The sequence below is a fragment of the Pseudonocardia hydrocarbonoxydans genome (genome assembly GCF_006539565.1).
In the GTDB taxonomy this organism is placed as follows: Bacteria; Actinomycetota; Actinomycetes; order Mycobacteriales; family Pseudonocardiaceae; genus Pseudonocardia; species Pseudonocardia hydrocarbonoxydans.
Genome location: NZ_BJNG01000014.1, coordinates 95474 through 115678 on the forward strand (window position 1 = coordinate 95474; position 20205 = coordinate 115678).

The following is a 20205-nucleotide window of genomic DNA, read 5'->3' on the forward strand; positions in this document are numbered from 1 at the left end:
TCCCAATCGCCCACGCTGCTCCCTGCTCTCGGGCGAGCATCCTGGGCATGGGCTCAACACTCACCCTCACCGCCCGCCGGACCGAACGGCTTCGTGGCCTGTTCCCCGACGGCGTCGCCACGGCTCGCCAGCTCGTCGCGGCCGGGATCCCCGAGCGGACCGTCTACAACCGCTGTCGTGGCGGCGGGCCCTGGCGCCGGTTGCTGCCGGCGGTGATCCTGCTCGGCACCGGGGAGCCCACCCTCGCCCAGCTCGTGCGGGCCGCACTGCTCTTCGGTGGCCCGGACGCCCAGTTGACCGGGGTCGAGGCCTGCCGCCGGCACGGGTTGCGCCGGGGGCCCGCGAGGACACCCGTCCATCCCGGCCGACCGACCATCGCCGTGCTCGTCCCCGACTCGCGTCAGCTCCGGTCGACGGGGTTCGTCGAGGTGGCCCGGACCAGCCGCATGCCGCGGCCCGAGGTCCGCAACGGCATCCCGCTCACCCCCATCGTGCGTGCGTGCGCCGACGCGGTGCGGAGCCTGGAGTCGGCTGCCGAGATGACCGAGCTGATGTCGGACGCGGTGCAACGAGGGCTGTGCACGGTGCCCGCGCTGGCCGCGGAGCTCGCCGAGGGATCCCGTCGCCTCACCGCGACCCCGGCGGAGGTGCTGCGCGATGTCGCGGACGGGGTCCGTTCCGCCGCGGAACGGGACGCCAAGCGGCTGTGGGCGCGGTCCGGACTACCGGAGCCGTGGTGGAACGCGCCCGTGTACGGGCCGGACGGCACCTTCCTCGGCCGCGTCGACTGCTGGCTCGACGACGTGGCGATGGCGTGGGAGATCGAGTCCAGCGAATGGCACCTCAGCCCCGCCGACCACGACCACACCGTCGACCGTGCGGCGTCGTTCGTGGCGGCCGGGGTCGTCTACCTCGCGAGCAAACCCAAGAAGATCATCCGGGACGGACCGGCGGTGCTGAAGGTCCTCCGCGGGGCGTACGCGCAGGCTGCCGCGCGGCCCCGCCCCGCGGTCCGCGCGCTCGACCCGCGGCAGTAAAGCCACTGTGCTGCCACGTCGTGGCGGCATCGTGGCTTTACTGCCATTTCGGGCGGAGGGCGGGGCGGGCCGGGAGGGATCTGCGGGCGCCTCGGTCAGCTGACGCCGGCGTGGCTGCTGACCAGGGCGGCGAGGCGGTCGCCGATCGAGCGGGTGTGGCCGGTGGCCGCGTGGTCGCGGGTGGCGAGGTCGAAGGCCACCGCGGCCTCGATCCGCCGGGCCTCCTCGACGTTGCCCAGGTGGTCGAGCAGCAGGGCGACCGAGAGCACCGCGGCGGTGGGGTCGGCGATGCCCTGACCGGCGATGTCCGGGGCGCTGCCGTGCACCGGCTCGAACATGCTGGGGTTGCGGCGGCTGCCGTCGAGGTTGCCGCTGGCCGCGAGCCCGATGCCGCCGGTGATGGCGGCCGCGAGGTCGGTGAGGATGTCGCCGAACAGGTTGTCGGTGACGACCACGTCGAAGCGGCCGGGGTCGGTGACCATGTGGATGGTGGCGGCGTCGATGTGCAGGTAGGCCACCGACACGTCGGGGTGCTCCAGCGACACCTCCTCCACCAGCCGCGACCACAGCCGCCCGGAGTAGGTCAGCACGTTGGTCTTGTGCACGAGCGTGAGGTGCTTGCGCGGGCGGCGCTCGGCCCGGGTGAACGCGTCGCGCACGACCCGCTCCACGCCGAACGCGGTGTTCGTGCTGACCTCGGTCGCGATCTCGTGCGGGGTGTCCTTGCGGAGCAGCCCGCCGGTGCCGACGTAGGGGCCCTCGGTGCCCTCGCGGACGACCACCATGTCGATCTCGGCGTTGCCCGCCAGCGGCCCGCGGACGCCCGGGTAGAGCCGCGCCGGGCGCAGGTTGACGTGGTGGTCGAGCTCGAAGCGCAGGCGCAGCAGCAGGCCGCGCTCGAGGATGCCGCTGGGGACCGACGGGTCGCCGACGGCGCCGAGCAGGATCGCGTCGTGCTGCTGGAGCTCGGTGAGCACCGACTCGGGCAGGAGTTCCCCGGTGGAGTGCCAGCGCGCCGCGCCGAGGTCGTAGGTGGTCGTCTCCGCTCCCGGCGCGACCTCCTCCAGAACCTTCAGCGCCTCCTCGATGACCTCCGGCCCGATGCCGTCGCCGGGAATGACCGCAAGGCGCATGACTGGGGTTTCCTCTCGTGACTGGACCCGCGCGTTCCTCCGACTGCAGGCGGGCCGAGACGCACGGTACCGGCCGCGATCAGGCCGTCACGGCGCGCCTCACTCCTTCGAGGTCACCCCGACGGGTGAAACGGGTCCGCCACTGGCCCGTCCGGACCCCCGACACGCCCCCGAGCGGGCCAATGCGACTCAGACGTCGAACGAGATCAGCCGGGTGACGCGGGCCCCGACCGACGCCCCGATGGGCTCCAGCACACCCGGGTCGACGGGCCGGTCGACGCGCAGCAGCATGATCGCGTCGGATCCGTCGGTGGTCTGGCTGATCTGCGCGGCCTCGATGTTCACCGCGGCCTCGCCCAGCAGCGAGCCCACGCGGCCCATCACGCCGGGGCGGTCGGCGTACTCCAGCAGCAGCACCTCGCCCTCGGCACGCAGGTCGAAGTGGCGGCCGTTGACCTCCACCAGCTTCTGCACCTGCGAGCGCCCGGTGAGCGTGCCGGACACGGTGATCGACTCGCCGTCGGGCATGGCCGCGCGCAGCTGCACGACCGAGCGGAAGTTCTCGCTCTCCGGCGCCGTCGTCAGCTCGACGTCGACGCCGCGCTCGGCCGCCAGCGCCGGGGTGTTGACGAAGGTCACCTGGTCCTCGACGACGTGGGTGAACAGCCCGCGCAGCGCCGCGAGCTGCAGCACCGACACGTCCTCCGAGGCCAGCTCACCGGAGACGTCGACGGTGACGGTGCTCGGCACGCGGCCGGCGACGGCGTACAGAACGGTGCCCAGCTTCTGGGTGAGCGGCAGCCACGGCCGCACCTCCTCGCCGACGACCCCGCCGATCTGCACGTTGACGGCGTCGGGCACGAACTCCCCGGCCAGCGCCAGCTGCACCGACCGGGCGACGTCGGTGCCCGCGCGGTCCTGCGCCTCGTCGGTGGACGCGCCCAGGTGCGGGGTGACCACGACCTGCGGGATCTCGAACAACGGGCTCGACGTGGTGGGCTCGTCGACGTAGACGTCGATCCCCGCCCCGCCGACGTGCCCGCTGCGGACGGCCTCGGCGAGCGCGTCCTCGTCGACCAGGCCACCGCGCGCGGCGTTGACGATGATCACGCCCTGCTTCGTGACCGCCAGCTGGTCCTTGCCGATGAGCCCGAGCGTCTCGGGGGTCTTGGGCAGGTGGATCGAGATCAGCTCGGCACGGCGGAGCAGGTCGTCGAGCGACACCAGCTCGATGCCCAGCTGCGCGGCGCGGGCCGGCGCGACGTAGGGGTCGTAGGCGATGAGCTCGACGCCGAAGGCCGCGAGCCGCTGCGCGACCAGCTGCCCGATCTTGCCGAGGCCGACGATGCCGGCGACCTTGCCGTTGATCTCGGTGCCGGTGAGCGAGCTGCGGGCCCACTTCCCGGCGCGCAGCGACGCGTCGGCGGCGGGGACGTGGCGCGCGGCGGCGAGCAGCAGCGCGACGGCGTGCTCGGCGGCGGAGACGATGTTGGAGGTCGGCGCGTTGACGACCATGACGCCGCGCGCGGTGGCGGCCGGGACGTCGACGTTGTCGAGCCCCACCCCCGCGCGGGCGACGACCTTGAGCCGGGTGCCGGCGGCGAGCGCCTCGGCGTCGACCCGGGTGGCCGAGCGGACGAGCAGCGCGTCGGCGTCGGCGAGGGCGGCCAGCAGGGCGGGACGGTCGGTGCCGTCGACGTGGCGGATCTCGACGTCGTCGCCCAGCAGCGCGACCGCGGACGGCGCCAGCTTCTCGGCGAGCAGGACGACAGGGCGGGTGGACGCCTGCGCTGGATTGCGAACAGTGCTCACGGCGGTTGCAGGGCTCCCGGATCGATGGTCGGTACCCCGTGATCCTAGGTGCGCGGCGGCCGGCCGGTACCGGTGGCGTGAGCATGGCGACGGCCGGATCGGGACGAACCGGACCGGATCCTCCTCCTATCCTGGCCTGTGAGGAGGTACCACCATGGATCCGGCCCGGCGGGCGCTGCGCGTGTCCGACCACGACCGCGAGGCGGTGCTCCGCCGCCTGCAACGGGCGGTCGCCGAGGGGCGGCTGACGCTGTCGGAGTTCGAGGAGCGCACGGCCGCGACGGTCGCGGCGCGCACCCGCGGCGAGCTCGACGACCTCACCGACGATCTGCCTCGGGACCTGTGGTGATCGCCGGAGCCGGTCCGGAGCCGTTGACCTCCGGCGGGGTCGACGCCCGGTCGGCGTCGGCGTCCTCCGCCGTCGTGCCGGAGGCGTTGTCGAAGAACCGCAGCATCTCGATCGGGAACGGCATGACGAGGGTGCTGTTCTTGTCCGAGGCCACGTCGGCGACGGTCTGCAGCAGCCGCAGCTGCAGCGCTCCCGGGGTCTCCCCCATCTCCCGGGCGGCGTCGGCGAGCCGGGCCGAGGCCTGGGCCTCGCCCTCGGCGGCGATCACGCGGGCGCGGCGGTCACGCTCGGCCTCCGCCTGACGCGACATGGACCGCCGCATCCCCTCGGGCAGGGCGATGTCCTTGATCTCGACGCGGTCGACGCTGACGCCCCAGGCCTCGGTGGGGGTGTCGATGACGGCGCGGAGCTCGTCGTTGACCTGCTCGCGGTCCGACAGCATCGTGTCGAGGTCGACCCGCCCGATGACCGAACGCAGCGAGGTCTGCGCCACCTGCGACACCGCGCCGAGGTAGTTGTCGACGTTGACCACGGCCTTGGCCGGGTCGGACACCCGGAAGTAGACGACCGCGTCGACGGCCAGGGTGACGTTGTCCCGGGTGATCGCGCCCTGGGACGGGACGTCCATGACGACGGTCTGCACGGGGACCTTCGTCATCCGGTCGACGAACGGCACGATGATCCGCAGTCCGGGTTCGCGGACCGTCGGGAGCAGCCGGCCGAACCGCAGGACGACCCCCCGCTGGTACTGCTGGACGAGTTGGACGCCCGCGCCCACGACGGTGAGCACGAGGAACGCGAGCAGGGCGAGGGTGATCAGCAGCGGGGACACGGTGGACCTCCGGAGGTCGGCGGTGGGGGTGTGGTCAGCCGTCGGTGGAGCGGCGCGCGCACAGCACCGTCCACGGCACCACAAGCAGGACGGTCAGCGCGGGCAGCACGGCGAGGTGCAGCACGGGAGGCACCAGGACCGCCGCTCCCACCAGGATCAGCAGGACGACCGCGAGCAGCCCGATCTCGCGCGCCGCGACCGGTGGGGCCACCGGCAGCACCGACGGGGTGGCCGACGCCAGCCGGGACAGGTCCGGGTCGTCGTCGACGAGGTCGCTCTCGATCCGGGCGAGGATCGCCTCCTCGCGGGAGGACAGGCGCCGCGGGTCGCGTGGACCCGGGGGCTCGGGGAAACCTGAGACGATCATCGGGAACCTTTCGGGCAGCGGAGACGACTCCGCCGACCAGGCTTCCCGGCTCACCTCTCGCCAGAGTAGTCCTTTTTGTCCGATCCTGCCGGGCCCGACTGGTAGACGTCGGGCACGCCGTCCCCGTCGTCGTCGCGCGCCTCCTCCTCCGCGATCCGCCGGTAGTGCCGGTTGCGGACCCGGAGCACGAGCGTGGCGAGGAACGCGGCGAGCAGCGAGCCGCTCAGCACCCCGATCCGCACGGTGTCCCCCAGGCCGGACTCCGCGTCGTAGGCCAGCTCCCCGATCAGCAGCGAGACGGTGAAGCCGATCCCGGCCAGCATCGACAGCCCGAGCACGTCCCACCAGGACAGTCCCTCGTCGAGCTGCGCGTGGGTGAACCGCTGCACCAGCCAGGTCGCACCCAGCACCCCGACGATCTTGCCCAGGACCAGCCCGGCGACGATGCCCTGCGCCACCGGGTCGGCGAACGCCGCCCCCAGCCCGTCGCCGTCGACCACCGAGACCCCGGCCGCGAAGAACGCGAAGACGGGCACGGCGACGCCGGCCGAGATCGGCCGGATCCGGTGCTCGAAGTGCTCGGCCAGCCCGGGCCCCTCCCCCGCCGACCGCCGCACGACCGGCACCGTGAACGCGAGCAGCACCGCCGCGACGGTCGCGTGCACCCCGGACTCGTGCACGAGCGTCCAGGTGATCGCCGCGAGCGGCAGCAGCAGCCACCACGACCGCACCCGGCGCTGCACCAGCAGGCCGAAGATCGCGAGCGGGACGAGCGCCAGCGCGAGCCAGAACAGGTCGAGCGAGGAGGTGTAGAAGACCGCGATGATGGTGATCGCCAGCAGGTCGTCGACGACGGCGAGCGTCAGCAGGAAGGTGCGCAGTGCGGTGGGCAGGCTGGTCCCGACCACGGCGAGCACGGCCAGCGCGAACGCGATGTCGGTGGCGGTCGGGATCGCCCAGCCGGCCAGCGCCTCCGAACCGGAGCTGACCGTGAACGCGACGAAGACCACCGCCGGGACCGCCATGCCGCCCACGGCCGCGGCGACCGGGAGCGCGGCCCGGCGCGGATCGCGCAGGTCACCGGCCACGAACTCGCGCTTGAGCTCGAGCCCGGCGACGAAGAAGAAGATCGCCAGCAGGCCGTCGGCGGCCCACGTGGCGAGCGAGAGGTCGAGGTTGAGCGCGGCCGGGCCGACCGTGATCTCGGACAGCGCCGTGTAGGTCTCGCGCCACGGCGAGTTCGCCCAGATCAGCGCCAGGACCGCGGCACCGACGAGCAGCATCCCGCCGACGGTCTCCAGGCGCAGGATCTCGGCGATGCGGCGGGCCTCGGGCCAGCTCCCGCGGCTGAACAGGCGGGACGTGGTGGGGCCGGGCGGCGAGGGCATGGGAGATCCTCCGGGGTCGACGACAGAGACGCCGACCAGACTTCCCGGCACACCGGACAAAACAGTAACCCGATCCGGCGGTCCGCACCGCACGTGCGGGCCGGAATGCAACGAACGGCACTCCCCCCGACCGGATCGGGTGGGAGTGCCGTTCGCCGCGGAGCGGTGCGACTCAGGTCGCCTTGCTGCCCACCCAGCTCATCAGGCCGCGCAGCTTCTCGCCGACCTCCTCGATCGGGTGCGCCGCACCCTCCTGCTGGAGCTTGGTGAAGTTCGGCCGCCCGGCCTCGTCCTCGGCCACCCACTCGCGGGCGAAGGTGCCGTCCTGGATCTCGCCGAGGATCTTCTTCATCTCCTCCTTGGTCTGCGCGTTGACCACGCGCGGGCCGCGGGTGAGGTCGCCGTACTCGGCGGTGTCGGAGATGGAGAAGCGCTCGTTGGCGATGCCGCCCTCGTACATGAGGTCGACGATCAGCTTGAGCTCGTGCAGGCACTCGAAGTAGGCGATCTCCGGGGCGTAGCCGGCCTCGGTGAGCACCTCGAACCCGGTCTGGACCAGCGCCGCCGCGCCGCCGCAGAGCACGGCCTGCTCGCCGAACAGGTCGGTCTCGGTCTCCTCGGTGAACGTGGTCTCGATGACGCCCGCGCGGGCGCCGCCGATCGCCGCGGCGTAGGAGAGCGCCAGCGCCTTGGCCCCGCCGGTGGCGTCCTGCTCCACCGCGATGAGCGCGGGCACGCCCTTGCCGTCGACGAACTGGCGGCGCACCAGGTGGCCCGGGCCCTTCGGCGCGACCATCGCCACGTCGACGTCCGCGGGGGGCTTGATCAGCTCGTAGCGGATGTTGAAGCCGTGGCCGAAGAAGATCGCGTCGCCGGCCTTGAGGTTGGGGGCGATGTCGTCGGCGTAGATGAAGCGCTGCTTGGTGTCCGGCGCCAGGATCATGATCAGGTCGGCCCAGGCGGAGACCTCGGCGGGCGTGCCCACCGTCAGGCCCTCGTCGGCGGCCTTGGCGCGGCTCTTGGAGCCCTCGGGGAGACCGATGCGCACGTCGACGCCCGAGTCGCGCAGCGACAGCGAGTGCGCGTGGCCCTGGCTGCCGTAACCGATCACGGCGACCTTGCGGCCCTGGATGATCGACAGGTCGGCGTCGGCGTCGTAGTAGATGTTCACGCTCATGACGGTGAAGGGGTTCCTCTCGGTTAACGAACAGCGGTGGCGGTGATCGAGCGCGGCCCGCGGCCGACGGCGATCGTCCCGGACTGCACCATCTCGCGGATGCCGTAGGGCTCCAGGTTCTTGAGCAGTGCGGCGATCTTCTCCGCCGTGCCGGTGGCCTCGACGGTCAGGGCCTCCGGTGTGACGTCGACGGCGTGCGCGCGGAACAGGTCGACGATCTCCAGGACCTGGCTGCGCACGGCCGGATCGGCGCGGACCTTCACCAGCAGCAGCTCCCGCTGCACCGACGCGGCCGGCTCCAGCTCCACGATCTTGATGACGTGGACCAGCTTGTTGAGCTGCTTGGTGACCTGCTCCAGCGGCAGGTCCTCGACGGCCACGACGATCGTCATCCGCGAGACCCCGACCTGCTCGGTGGGGCCGACCGCGAGCGAGACGATGTTGAACCCGCGGCGGGAGAACAGCCCGGAGACGCGGGCGAGCACGCCGGGCTTGTCCTCGACGAGGACGGACAGGGTGTGGCGCTCGATCATGATTCCTGGTCCTTCTGCGCCTCGGCGGTGACCGCGGCGACCGTGCCGGTGTCGGTGACGAGCTCGTCGCCGTCGAACAGCGGTCGGATGTTGCGGGCGGCCATGATCTCGTCGTTGCCGGTGCCCGCGGCGACCATCGGCCAGACCTGGGCGTCGGCGCCGACGACGAAGTCGATGACGACCGGCCGGTCGTTGATCGCCATGGCCTCGTGGATGACGCGGTCGACGTCGTCCTTGGACTCCGCGCGCAGCCCGACGCAGCCCATCGCCTCGGCGAGCAGCTTGAAGTCGGGGATGCGGTGCTTGTGGGTGCCGAGGTCGGTGTTGGAGTAGCGCTCCTTGTAGAACAGGTTCTGCCACTGCCGGACCATGCCGAGGTTGCCGTTGTTGATGACGGCCACCTTGATCGGGATGCCCTCGATCGCGCAGGTGGCGAGCTCCTGGTTGGTCATCTGGAAGCAGCCGTCGCCGTCGATGCACCAGACCACGGCGTCGGGGCGGGCCATCTTCGCGCCCATCGCGGCCGGCACGGCGAAGCCCATCGTGCCCAGGCCGCCGGAGTTGAGCCAGGTGCGCGGCTTCTCGTACTTGATGAACTGCGCGGCCCACATCTGGTGCTGGCCGACGCCCGCGGCGTACACGGCGTCGGGGCCGGCGATCTGCCCGATCCGCTCGATGACGTACTCCGGCGACAGCGAGCCGTCGGCGGGCCAGGTGTAGCCGAGCGGGAAGCGCCCGCGCAGCTCGTCGAGCTGGGACCACCAGTCGCCGATGTCGGCGGTGCCGTTCGCCCGCTCGGCCCCGACCGCCTCGATCAGGTCGGTGATGACCTCCTTGCAGTCGCCCACGATCGGGACGTCGGCGCGGCGGTTCTTGGAGATCTCCGCCGGGTCGATGTCGGCGTGCACGACCTGCGCGTGCGGCGCGAAGCTCGACAGCACCCCGGTGACCCGGTCGTCGAAGCGCGCGCCCAGCGCGATCAGCAGGTCGGACTTCTGCATCGCGGCCACCGCGGCGACCGTGCCGTGCATGCCCGGCATGCCGACGTGCTGCGGGTGGCTGTCGGGGAACGCGCCGCGGGCCATCAGCGTGGTGACGACCGGGATGCCGGTGAGCTCCACCAGCTCCTTCAGCTCGTCCCAGGCGCGGGCCTTGAGGACGCCGCCGCCGACGTAGAACACGGGACGGCGCGCTGCGCAGATGAGCTTGGCGGCCTCGCGGATCTGCTTGCCGTGCGGGCGGGTCGTGGGCCGGTAGCCGGGCAGCTCCATCTCGACGGGCCAGGTGAAGGTCGTCTGCTCCTGCAGGACGTCCTTCGGGATGTCGACGAGGACGGGCCCCGGCCGGCCGGTGCTCGCCAGGTGGAACGCCTCGGTGATGGCCCGCGGGATGTCACGCGCGTCGGTGACCAGCACGTTGTGCTTGGTGATCGGCATCGTGATGCCGGTGATGTCGGCCTCCTGGAACGCGTCCGTGCCGATCAGCGGCCGGGACTGCTGCCCGGTGATCGCGACCAGCGGGATCGAGTCCATGTGGGCGTCGGCGATCGGGGTGACGAGGTTCGTCGCGCCCGGGCCGGAGGTGGCCATGCACACGCCGACCTTGCCCGTGGCCTGCGCGTACCCGGTGGCCGCGTGGCCCCCGCCCTGCTCGTGGCGGACCAGGACGTGGCGGACGCGGGTGGAGTCGAGCAACGGGTCGTAGGCGGGCAGGATCGTGCCGCCGGGGATCCCGAACACGACCTCGCAGCCGACCTCCTCCAGGGAGCGCACGAGCGACTGCGCGCCGGTCATCGGCACCGCGTCGAAGCGCGGGGACTCGGCCCGGGTGCCCGGGACGGCCTGCGGGGCCGGGGCCGGGCGGCCGGGTGGCGGCGCCGGTTTCGGTCCGGATCGGGGCGTGGCGGTGGTCATCGGCTGCTCTGCCTCGCTGATGGTGGGATTGGGCATGAAAAAACCCCCGACCGCCGGGTGGGGCGATGCGAGGGTGGCGCGTCGACGACCGAGAACCCGCTCAGGCGTGGACGCGCCTGCGAAGTACGAGAACCCGGGAGTCGGACATGCCCGCGACGCTAGCCGCCGGACGGGCGGGGCGTCAACTTGCTGGGAATCCTCGACCGCATCGTGGGAGCCCCCTCCCCGCGAGATCGTGGGAGCCCCCTCCCCGCGAGTCGGGACATCACAGCGACCGAGTTCGTCGCCAGCGGCGACCGGCCCGGCGGACTCGGTCGCACGGAAGTCCCGACTCGCGGGGTGGGAGCATGAGGGCGTGCCCCGCGTCGCCTTCCACCCGTCCCGACTGCAGATCCTGTTCGCGCTGGTACTGGCCGTCTGCGCCACGCCGGTGGCGTTCGGGGCGCCGTTCCTGTGGCTGGTCTACCTGGTCCCGGTCGGCGTCGTGGCGTGGACGCTGCGCACGCGCACCGTCGTCGACCCCGAGGCCGTCACCGTCCGCACGCTGGTGACGGGCAGGCGCGTACCGTGGTCGCAGATCAGCTCGCTGCGCCTGGCCGACAAGGGCCGGGTCCACGCCGTGCTGAGCGACGGTGCCGAGCTACCGCTCCCCGCCGTCGGCGTCCGCGACCTGCCCCAGCTCGCCGCCGCGTCCGGCGGCCGGCTGCCCGACCCGGCTGGAGACTGAAGTGCCGGCACTGCGTTCCCGCGTCACCACCCACGGCCGCAACGCCGCCGGAGCGCGTTCGCTCTGGCGTGCCACCGGCATGACCGACGGCGACTTCGGCAAGCCGATCGTCGCCATCGCCAACTCCTACACCCAGTTCGTGCCCGGCCACGTGCACCTCAAGGACATGGGCGACCTGGTCGCGGGCGCCATCACCGAGGCGGGCGGCGTCCCCCGGGAGTTCCACACCATCGCCGTCGACGACGGCATCGCGATGGGCCACGGCGGGATGCTCTACTCGCTGCCCAGCCGCGAGGTGATCGCCGACGCCGTCGAGTACATGGTCAACGGGCACGCCGCCGACGCGCTGGTCTGCATCTCCAACTGCGACAAGATCACCCCCGGCATGCTCAACGCCGCGATGCGGCTGAACATCCCCACCGTGTTCGTCTCCGGGGGGCCGATGGAGGCGGGCAAGGCCGTCGTCGTCGGGGGCGTGGCGCAGGCGCCGACCGACCTGATCACCGCGATCTCGGCGTCGGCGTCGTCGGAGGTGGACGACGAGGGGCTCACCGAGGTCGAGCGCTCCGCCTGCCCGACCTGCGGCTCCTGCTCGGGCATGTTCACCGCCAACTCGATGAACTGCCTCACCGAGGCCCTCGGGCTCGCGCTGCCCGGCAACGGCTCCACGCTGGCCACGCACTCGGCGCGCCGCGAGCTGTTCCTGCAGGCCGGCCGGACCGTGATGGAGCTCGCGACGCGCTGGTACCGCGACGACGACGCGTCCGCGCTGCCGCGCAACATCGCCACGCGCGCGGCGTTCGAGAACGCCATGGCCCTCGACGTCGCCATGGGCGGCTCCACCAACACCGTGCTGCACATCCTCGCCGCCGCCCAGGAGGGCGAGGTCGACTTCGACCTCGCCGCCATCGACGAGGTGTCGCGGCGGGTGCCGACGCTGTCGAAGGTCTCCCCCAGCTCGGACTTCCACATGGAGGACGTCCACCGCGCCGGCGGCATCCCCGCGATCCTCGGCGAGCTGTGGCGGGCCGGGCTGCTGCGCACCGACGTGCACACCGTCCACTCCCCGTCGCTCGAGTCGTGGCTGGAGGAGTGGGACATCCGCGGCGGCTCCCCGTCGGAGACCGCCGTCGAGCTGTTCCACGCCGCACCCGGCGGGGTGCGCACGACGCAGGCGTTCTCCACGTCCAACCGGTGGTCCTCCCTCGACACCGACGCGGTGTCCGGCTGCATCCACGACGCCGAGCACGCCTACACCAGCGAGGGCGGGCTCGCGGTGCTGCGCGGCAACATCTCCCCGCACGGCGCGATCATCAAGACCGCCGGCATCCCCGAGGAGCTCTGGCACTTCACCGGCCCGGCCCGGGTCGTGGAGAGCCAGGAGGAGGCCGTGTCGGTCATCCTCACCAAGCAGATCCAGCCCGGTGACGTCCTGGTGGTGCGCTACGAGGGCCCGGCGGGCGGCCCGGGGATGCAGGAGATGCTGCACCCCACCGCGTTCCTCAAGGGCTCCGGGCTCGGCGCGAAGTGCGCGCTGATCACCGACGGCCGGTTCTCCGGCGGCTCGTCGGGGATCTCGGTCGGGCACATCTCGCCCGAGGCGGCCGACGGCGGTGTCATCGGGCTGATCGAGGACGGCGACCCCATCCTCATCGACGTCCGCAGCCGCACGCTGTCGGTCGAGGTGCCCGACGAGGTGCTGGCCGAGCGGCGGCAGAAGATGGAGGCCGCCGAGCGCCCGTGGCAGCCCCGCGACCGCGAGCGCCCGGTGTCCAAGGCCCTGCGCGCCTACGCGGCACTGGCCACCAGCGCGCACACCGGGGCGGTCCGCCGGATCGTCTGACCCCGGCGCACGGACAGCCCGACTCGGTCGCAGGAAAGTCCCGACTCGCGGGTGGGGGATGGACCCCGCCCGCGAGTCGGGACATCCGTGCGACGCAGTTGTGCGCGGGGAGCGTGCGGGGGTCAGAGCGTGGCGAGGGCGCGTTCGGCGTTCCCGGCCATCTCCGTGACCCGCGCGGCCCCGAGGTGGTCGGCGGCGAAGCCCAGGTAGGTCACGTGCACGTGCACCTGCGCCCACGCCCGCTCCACCTCGGCCGGGGCCCGCGCGGCGGCGGGGACCCGCGCGTCGAGCACCTCGGTGTAGGCCTGCGGCGGGTCCCCGCCCAGCGTCACCACGTCGACCGCGGCCGGGGCGACGCGGGCGTTGCCCCAGTCGATCAGCGCGGTGCCCAGCACGTTGCCGCGGTGGGCGTCGCCGTGCACGAGCGTGCGCGGCAGCCGGGCCAGCGCGGCGCCGATGCGCGGGTCGGCGCGCCAGGCGTCGAGCGCGGCGGCCACCTCGCCGTAGATCGGGTCACCGGTACGGGCCGCGGCTCCCCGGACGGCGACGAGCGTGCGGTCGCACAGCCCGCGCCAGAACGCGGCGTCCACCACCGGGACCCCGCGCGGGCGCTTGCGCCACCAGTGCGCGTGCACCTGCGCCAGCGTCGCCCACACCGCGTCCGGCACGGGCTCGTGCTCGGCCGGGGGCGTCCCGTCGACGAAGGGCACGAGCACCCACCCGTCGCCCGCGGCGAGGACGGCCGGGTCGGCCCGGACGACGTGGACCGCCCGCAGCGCCGCCACCTCCACCGCCGACGCGGTCTTGAGCACCACCGGCACCACCCGCCCGTCGACGTCGAGGTCGAGGCGTTCCACGCTCGCGGCCACGTACCCGCCGGTCAGCGGGGTGCGCCCGAGCACGGCGGGCCGGGCGCCGAGCGCCCGCGTGGCCGCCGGCAGCCAGGCGGCGTCGGGCGGGGCCGTCACGGGGCGACCGGCACCGGACCGCGCAGCAGGAGGAACACGGCCAGCCCGGCCGCCACGCCGATGATCATCGCGAGCACGCCCCACGGCGCGGGCCGCCGGTGCCAGGTGCGCCCGCGCTCCAGGGCGATGTGACCCGCCCCGGTGAACACCAGCGCCGCCGCCCCGAGCCCGAGCACCGCCTCCAGCTCGACGCCGTTCGGGCCGGAGGCGAAGAACCCGCCGCCCGCCCCGAGCTTGAGCAGCACCACGTTCAGCATGATCGCAACGAGGCCCGCGGCGGCGAGCGGTGTGCCGACCCCGAGCACGACGAACCCGCCCGCCACCAGCTCGGTGATCCCGGTGACCCAGGACAGCGTGGTCGCCTCCCGGAAGCCGAACCCGACCAGGTCCTGCGCGAACCCGCCGATCCCCGGCCCGCCCCACAGCCCGAACACCTTCTGCATGCCGTGCGCGACGAACGTGCCGCCGATCGCGAAGCGCAGGATCAGCAGGCCGAGGTCGGTGGCCGGGTTCCACTCCAGCGGCCGGCGCGTCGGGCGGGTCTTCGTCGGCTCCGGCTCGCCGAGGCTGCCGGGGGTGAACACCGAGGTCGGCTGCTCGCTCATGTCCGCGAGACTAGGGCACCGGCCGGGACTCCGGCGCCGGGTCAGTACGCGCCCCGCACCAGGTTCGGCGGCTCCTCGCCGCGGGCGAACGCCGCGATCTGCTCGGCCGCGACCTGGTAGGCCCGGCGCATCCCGCCCGGCACGCTGCCCCCGACGTGCGGGGTGAGCAGCAGGCCGGGGACGGTCCACAGCGGGTGGTCGGCGGGCAGCGGCTCGGGCTCGGTCACGTCGAGCGCGGCGCGGATGCGCCCCGAGCCCAGCTCGGCGACCAGCGCGTCGGTGTCGGCGACGGGCCCGCGTGCGGCGTTCACCAGCACCGCGTCGTCGGGCATCGCGGCCAGGAACCGGGCGTCGACCAGGCCGCGGGTGTCGTCGGTCAGTGGGACGATCACCACGGCGGCGTCGTGGTCGGGCAGCAGGTCGTGCACCTCGTCGATGCCGTGGACGCCGTCGCGGGCCGTGCGGCCCACCAGCGTCGTCTCCACCCCGAACGGCGTCAGGCGGCGCACGGTGTTCTCCGCGACGTCACCCGCCCCGACGACCAGCACCCGCTTGCCGTCGAGCTCCTCGGTCCGGTGGTAGTCCCAGCGGGCCTCGTCCTGCGCCCTGACGAACCGCGGCAGGTGCCGGTACACCGCGAGCAGCGCGGCGACGACCCACTCCGCGGTGGCCCCGCCGTGCGCGCCGCGGCAGTCCGACAGCGCGACGCCCTCGGGCAGCTTCCCGACCCAAGCCTCGGCTCCCGCGGTCAGCAGCTGCACCAGCCGCAGCTCGGGCATCTTCTCGGTGAGCGCCACGGCCTCGCTGGTCGCCAGGAACGGGGCGACGAGGACCTGCGCGTGCGCGGCCTCCTCGGGGAGGTCGCCGTCGGGGTCGTAGACCACGGCGGTGACGCCGTCGAGGAGCTCCGCCCCCTCGGCGTGCGGGACCAGGACGGTGATCGGGTCGGCCATGGGCCCGACGGTACTCACGGCCCGCTCACCCGGCCCGGCCTAGCCTGACGCCCGTGTGGGGACGGGTGCGGCGTGCGTCGGCCGCTGCGCTGCTGGCCGTCGGCCTGACCGCTGGCTGCGCCACGTTCCCCGACAACGGCCCGCGCGAGTGGCAGGAACAGATCGAGGGCGCGGGCGAGCTGGGCGGCATCCCGCGCGTGCCCGAGTCCGCCGACCCGCGCACGCCCCCGCCCTCGGCGCAGCAGTCGCCGCAGGGCGGCCCGCCGCCGGAACCGCAGCCCTGCGACGACCCCGACCCGGCGGTCGTCGAGACCTGCCTGGAGCCGGTGGGCGCCGTCGCGGTGCTGCCCGACGGCGTCAGCGCGCTGGTCGCCGAGCGCACCACCGGGCGGGTGCTGCGGGTCGAGCGCGGCACCGACCCGGAGCTGGTGGCCACCGTGGCGGTCGACGCGAGCGGGGGCGGCGGGCTCACCGGGCTCGTGCTGTCGCCGTCGTACGCGGAGGACCGGCTGGTCTACGCCTACGCGACCACGCCCGAGGACAACCGCGTGCTGCTCATCGCCGAGGGCGAGCCGCCGAAGCCGCTGCTGACCGGCATCCCGCGGGGGGCGTCGAACAACGGGGGCGCGCTCGGCGTCGACGTCGACGGGTCGCTGCTGGTGGCCACCGGTGACGCCGGCGGCGCCGATCCCGCCTCGCTGGCCGGCAAGCTGCTGCGGATCGACACCTTCGGCCGCCCCGCCATCGGCAACCCCGACCCGGCCTCCCCCGTGCTCAGCTCCGGCCTCACCGCGCCGGGCGGGGTCTGCGTCAACCCCGCCACGACCGCGGCGTGGGTGACCGACCGGGCGGGCACCCAGGACGTGCTGCACCTGGTCGTCCCCGGCCCGCTCGGGCCACCTGCGTGGACCTGGCCGGACCGCCCGGGCGTCGCCGGGTGCGTGGCGCAGTTCGACGTGGTGGCCGTCGCGCAGACCGTCGCGACCTCGCTGTTCGTCCTGCGCACCGACCCCGTGACGACGGCCTTCACCGCCACCGAGACCCAGCTCGCCGGGGTCTACGGCCGGCTCGCCGCCGCCGCCCCCGGCCCCGACGGCCTGATCTGGCTCGGCACCGTCAACAAGGACGGCGGGGTGCCGGTGCCGTCGGACGACCGGGTGGTCGTGCTGCCGCCGGTGGCGTCGGGCGGCCAGTCCCGGGCCTAGCCGTGGCGTCAGCCGCAGCGCTCGATGATCAGCTCCCGGACGCGCTTGGCGTCGGCCTGGCCCTTGGTCGCCTTCATGACCGCCCCGACGATGGCCCCGGCCGCGGCGACCTTGCCGTCGCGGATCTTCTGGGCCACGTCGGGCTGGGCGGCCAGTGCCTCGTCGACGGCGGCGATCAGCGCGCCGTCGTCGGAGACGACCTTGAGCCCGCGGGCCTCGACGACCGCGTCGGGCTCGCCCTCCCCGGCCAGCACGCCGTCGACGACCTGGCGGGCGAGCTTGTTGTTCAGCTCGCCACCGGCCACCAGCGCGATCACCCGGGCCACCTGGGCCGGGGTGATGGGCAGGGCGTCGAGGGTCACCTCGCGGGCGTTGGCCTGCTGCGCCAGGTAGGCGACCCACCAGCTGCGGGCCTCCCCGGCAGGGGCACCGGCGGCGACGGTGGCCTCGATGAGGTCGAGCGCACCGGCGTTGACCAGGTCGCGCAGCTCCTCGTCGGACAGGCCCCACTCGGCCTGCAGCCGCGCGCGCCGCGCCCAGGGCAGCTCGGGCAGGGTGCCCCGCAGCTCCTCGACCCACTCGGCCGACGGGGCGATCGGGACCAGGTCCGGCTCGGGGAAGTAGCGGTAGTCCTCCGAGGTCTCCTTGACCCGGCCCGAGCGCGTGGTGGCCGTGTCCTCCTGGAAGTGGCGCGTCTCCTGCACGATCTTCTCGCCCGCGTCCAGGACGGCGGCGTGCCGGCACATCTCGTAGCGCACCGCCCGCTCGACCGAGCGCAGCGAGTTGACGTTCTTGGTCTCCGACCGGGTGCCCAGGATCCCGGACCCGCGCGGGGACAGCGACAGGTTGACGTCGCAGCGCATCGAGCCCTGGTCCATGCGGACGTCGGACACGCCGAGCGACTTGATCAGGTCACGCAGCGCGGTGACGTACGCGCGCGCCACCTCCGGCGCCCGCTCGCGGGTGCCGGGGATCATCTTCGTGACGATCTCGATCAGCGGCACGCCCGCGCGGTTGTAGTCGAGCAGCGAGTACTCGGCGCCGTGGATCCGGCCGGTGGCGCCGCCGACGTGCAGCGACTTGCCGGTGTCCTCCTCCATGTGCGCGCGCTCGATCTCCACGCGGAAGATCTCGCCGTCGTCGAGGGTGACGTCGAGCCACCCGTCGACGGCGATCGGCTCGTCGTACTGGGAGGTCTGGAAGTTCTTCGGCATGTCCGGGTAGAAGTAGTTCTTCCGGGCGAACCGCCCCCACGGCGCGATCGAGCAGTTCAGCGCCAGGCCGATGCGCATCGCCGACTCCACCGCCGCCCGGTTGACGACCGGCAGCGACCCGGGCAGGCCCAGGCAGGTCGGGCACACCTGGGTGTTGGGCTCCGCACCGAAGCCGGTGGGGCAGCCGCAGAACATCTTGGTGTTCGTGTTGAGCTCGACGTGCACCTCGAGCCCCAGCATCGGGTCGTAGCGCTCGACGACGTCGTCGAAGTCCACCAAGGACGCGGTCATGCCGACACCTCCGGGGCGACGAGCGGCTCACGGGTCGATTCGTAGGCGGCGGCCACGCGGTACATGACCGCCTCGCCCAGTGCGGGCGCCATGATCTGCAGGCCGACCGGCAGGCCGTCGGACAGGCCCGAGGGCACCGACATCGCGGCGGTGCCGGCGAGGTTGGTCGGGATCGTGGCGAGGTCGTTGAGGTACATCGCCAGCGGGTCGTCGACCTTGTCGCCGATCGGGAACGCCGTGGTGGGTGTGGCCGGGGAGACCAGGACGTCGGCCTGGGCGAACGCGGCGGCGAAGTCGCGCGAGATCAGCGTGCGGACCTTCTGCGCCTGGCCGTAGTAGGCGTCGTAGTAGCCGCTGGACAGCGCGTAGGTGCCCAGGATGATGCGGCGCTTGACCTCGGGGCCGAAACCGGCCTCACGGGTGGCCGCCATGACCGCCTCCGCGCTGGCCCCCTCGTCGACGCGCAGGCCGTAGCGCATGGCGTCGAAGCGGGCCAGGTTGGACGAGACCTCGCTGGGCAGGATCAGGTAGTAGGCGGCGAGCCCGTACTCGAAGTGCGGGCAGGAGACCTCGACGACCTCGGCGCCCAGCTTCTCCAGCTGGCGCAGCGCGGCGTCGAAGGAGGCCTGGACGCCGGGCTGGTAGCCCTCGCCGCCCAGCTCGCGGACGACGCCGACGCGCAGGCCGGACAGGTCGCCGTCGGCCCCCTGGCGCGCCGCGGCCACCACGGACGGGACGGGCGAGTCGATCGAGGTGGAGTCGAGCGGGTCGTGACCGCCGATGACCTCGTGCAGCAGCGCGGCGTCGAGCACGGTGCGTGCGCACGGGCCGCCCTGGTCGAGCGAGGACGCGCAGGCGATGAGGCCGTAGCGGGAGACGCCGCCGTAGGTGGGCTTGACGCCGACGGTGCCGGTGAACGCGGCGGGCTGGCGGATCGAGCCGCCGGTGTCGGTGCCGATCGCCAGCGGGGCCTCGAACGCGGCGAGCGCCGCAGCCGAGCCGCCGCCGGACCCACCGGGCACCCGCGAGGGGTCCCACGGGTTGCGGGTGACGCCGTAGGCCGAGTACTCGGTGGAGCTGCCCATCGCGAACTCGTCCATGTTGGTCTTGCCCAGGATCGTGACGCCGGCCGCGCGCAGCCGCGCGGTGACCGTCGCGTCGTACGGGGGGCGCCAGCCCTCCAGGATCCGCGAGCCCGCCGTGGTGGGCATGTCGGCGGTGGTGAACACGTCCTTGAGCGCCAGCGGCACGCCGGCCAGCGGCGACGCCGGGGCCGTGCCCGCCGCGATCGAGTCGTCGACCAGCGCGGCGGAGGCGAGCGCGGCGTCGGAGGCCACGTGCAGGAACGCGTGCACCCCGCCGTCGACGGCGGCGATGCGGTCCAGGTGGGCCTGCGCGACCTCGACGGCCGAGACCTCGCGCGAGTGGATCTTCGCGGCCAGGTCGGCCGCGGTGAGCCGGGTGAGGTCGCTCATGCCTCCTCCCCCAGGATCTGCGGCACGCGGAAGCGGCCGTCCTCGCTGGCCGGGGCACCGGACAGCGCCTGCTCCTGGCTCAGGCCGGGGCGCAGCTCGTCGGGGCGGTAGACGTTCTCCAGCGGCACCGCGTGCGACGTCGGGGGGATGTCGTCGGCCGCGACCTCGCCGACCCGCGCGACCGACCCGAGGATCACGTCGAGCTGACCGGCGAAGACATCGAGCTCGGCGTCGGTGACGGCGAGCCGGGCCAGCCGGGCGAGGTGCGCGACCTCGTCACGGGTGATCGCGGCGGACAATGGACCCTCCAGGAGATGGATGACGGGGGCGGCGACGCCGGGGGCACGACCAGCGGTCGGCACGTCGAGTCTAGTCCCCACCCC

19 protein-coding genes are annotated in these 20205 nt (G+C 73.5%); 5 read left to right on the top strand and 14 right to left on the bottom strand.

The window, feature by feature from the left end:
- Positions 1-47 precede the first annotated feature (47 nt).
- Positions 48-1037, top strand: coding sequence for a hypothetical protein (locus tag PHY01_RS07305; protein WP_141277766.1), 990 nt, complete (start codon positions 48-50; stop codon positions 1035-1037).
- Between the two features lie 95 nt (positions 1038-1132).
- Here PHY01_RS07305 and PHY01_RS07310 read toward each other — a convergent pair whose 3' ends face one another.
- A complete protein-coding gene (locus tag PHY01_RS07310; RefSeq protein WP_141277767.1) occupies positions 1133-2170 on the bottom strand; it encodes a 3-isopropylmalate dehydrogenase in 1038 nt (345 codons plus the stop codon).
- A gap of 189 nt (positions 2171-2359) precedes the next feature.
- Positions 2360-3982, bottom strand: a complete 1623-nt coding sequence (gene serA, locus PHY01_RS07315; protein ID WP_141277768.1) for a phosphoglycerate dehydrogenase — start codon at positions 3980-3982, stop codon at positions 2360-2362.
- 154 nt (positions 3983-4136) lie between these two features.
- Between serA and PHY01_RS07320 the strand changes: the two genes are divergently transcribed.
- On the top strand, positions 4137-4331 hold the full coding sequence (locus PHY01_RS07320) for a DUF1707 SHOCT-like domain-containing protein (protein WP_141277769.1): 195 nt from the start codon (positions 4137-4139) through the stop codon (positions 4329-4331).
- Here PHY01_RS07320 and PHY01_RS07325 read toward each other — a convergent pair.
- From PHY01_RS07325 to PHY01_RS07350, 6 genes are all read right to left on the bottom strand, one after another.
- Positions 4300-5163 (bottom strand): slipin family protein, encoded by an 864-nt coding sequence (locus tag PHY01_RS07325; RefSeq protein WP_141277770.1) that lies wholly within the window; start codon positions 5161-5163, stop codon positions 4300-4302. The two genes, PHY01_RS07320 and PHY01_RS07325, sit on opposite strands and share 32 nt — an antisense overlap.
- 34 nt (positions 5164-5197) lie before the next feature.
- Positions 5198-5530: a DUF3040 domain-containing protein gene (locus PHY01_RS07330; protein WP_141277771.1), complete on the bottom strand. Its 333-nt coding sequence runs from the start codon at positions 5528-5530 to the stop codon at positions 5198-5200.
- Between the two features lie 50 nt (positions 5531-5580).
- The gene (nhaA, locus tag PHY01_RS07335; RefSeq protein ID WP_141277772.1) at positions 5581-6918 is read right to left on the bottom strand and encodes a Na+/H+ antiporter NhaA; all 1338 of its coding nucleotides are present in this window, start codon (positions 6916-6918) and stop codon (positions 5581-5583) included.
- A gap of 172 nt (positions 6919-7090) precedes the next feature.
- Positions 7091-8095, bottom strand: a complete 1005-nt coding sequence (gene ilvC / locus PHY01_RS07340) for a ketol-acid reductoisomerase (RefSeq protein ID WP_141277773.1) — start codon at positions 8093-8095, stop codon at positions 7091-7093.
- Positions 8096-8118: 23 nt separating this feature from the next.
- Complete coding sequence (gene ilvN / locus PHY01_RS07345) at positions 8119-8625, bottom strand: acetolactate synthase small subunit (RefSeq protein WP_141277953.1); 507 nt, start codon at positions 8623-8625, stop codon at positions 8119-8121.
- Complete coding sequence (locus PHY01_RS07350; protein ID WP_141277774.1) at positions 8625-10541, bottom strand: acetolactate synthase large subunit; 1917 nt, start codon at positions 10539-10541, stop codon at positions 8625-8627. Before PHY01_RS07350 ends, ilvN begins: the two co-directional genes overlap by 1 nt.
- 355 nt (positions 10542-10896) lie before the next feature.
- Here PHY01_RS07350 and PHY01_RS26290 point away from each other — a divergent pair, with 355 nt between their 5' ends.
- Both PHY01_RS26290 and ilvD read left to right on the top strand, forming a co-directional pair.
- Positions 10897-11268 carry a PH domain-containing protein gene (locus tag PHY01_RS26290; protein ID WP_170183691.1) on the top strand — a complete coding sequence of 124 codons (372 nt, stop codon included), beginning with the start codon at positions 10897-10899 and terminating at the stop codon, positions 11266-11268.
- A gap of 1 nt (position 11269) precedes the next feature.
- On the top strand, positions 11270-13111 hold the full coding sequence (gene ilvD / locus PHY01_RS07360; RefSeq protein ID WP_141277776.1) for a dihydroxy-acid dehydratase: 1842 nt from the start codon (positions 11270-11272) through the stop codon (positions 13109-13111).
- Between the two features lie 122 nt (positions 13112-13233).
- Here ilvD and PHY01_RS07365 read toward each other — a convergent pair whose 3' ends face one another.
- From PHY01_RS07365 to PHY01_RS07375, 3 genes are read right to left on the bottom strand one after another with little or no spacing between them, the layout of a single operon-like run.
- Positions 13234-14079, bottom strand: a complete 846-nt coding sequence (locus tag PHY01_RS07365; RefSeq protein WP_170183692.1) for a phosphotransferase — start codon at positions 14077-14079, stop codon at positions 13234-13236.
- Positions 14076-14684 carry a DoxX family protein gene (locus tag PHY01_RS07370; RefSeq protein ID WP_141277777.1) on the bottom strand — a complete coding sequence of 203 codons (609 nt, stop codon included), beginning with the start codon at positions 14682-14684 and terminating at the stop codon, positions 14076-14078. Before PHY01_RS07370 ends, PHY01_RS07365 begins: the two co-directional genes overlap by 4 nt.
- Before the next feature lie 41 nt (positions 14685-14725).
- Complete coding sequence (locus PHY01_RS07375) at positions 14726-15637, bottom strand: 2-hydroxyacid dehydrogenase (RefSeq protein WP_141277778.1); 912 nt, start codon at positions 15635-15637, stop codon at positions 14726-14728.
- Positions 15638-15690: 53 nt separating this feature from the next.
- Here PHY01_RS07375 and PHY01_RS07380 point away from each other — a divergent pair, with 53 nt between their 5' ends.
- The gene (locus PHY01_RS07380; RefSeq protein WP_246085754.1) at positions 15691-16842 is read left to right on the top strand and encodes a PQQ-dependent sugar dehydrogenase; all 1152 of its coding nucleotides are present in this window, start codon (positions 15691-15693) and stop codon (positions 16840-16842) included.
- An 8-nt stretch (positions 16843-16850) separates the two neighbouring features.
- Here the strand turns inward: PHY01_RS07380 and gatB are convergent, their stop codons facing one another.
- From gatB to gatC, 3 genes are read right to left on the bottom strand one after another with little or no spacing between them, the layout of a single operon-like run.
- The gene (gene gatB / locus PHY01_RS07385; RefSeq protein WP_141277779.1) at positions 16851-18347 is read right to left on the bottom strand and encodes an Asp-tRNA(Asn)/Glu-tRNA(Gln) amidotransferase subunit GatB; all 1497 of its coding nucleotides are present in this window, start codon (positions 18345-18347) and stop codon (positions 16851-16853) included.
- On the bottom strand, positions 18344-19822 hold the full coding sequence (gatA, locus tag PHY01_RS07390) for an Asp-tRNA(Asn)/Glu-tRNA(Gln) amidotransferase subunit GatA (protein WP_141277780.1): 1479 nt from the start codon (positions 19820-19822) through the stop codon (positions 18344-18346). The genes gatB and gatA overlap by 4 nt, the downstream gene beginning before the upstream one ends.
- Positions 19819-20121, bottom strand: coding sequence for an Asp-tRNA(Asn)/Glu-tRNA(Gln) amidotransferase subunit GatC (gene gatC / locus PHY01_RS07395; RefSeq protein WP_141277955.1), 303 nt, complete (start codon positions 20119-20121; stop codon positions 19819-19821). The genes gatA and gatC overlap by 4 nt, the downstream gene beginning before the upstream one ends.
- Positions 20122-20205: the final 84 nt, after the last annotated feature.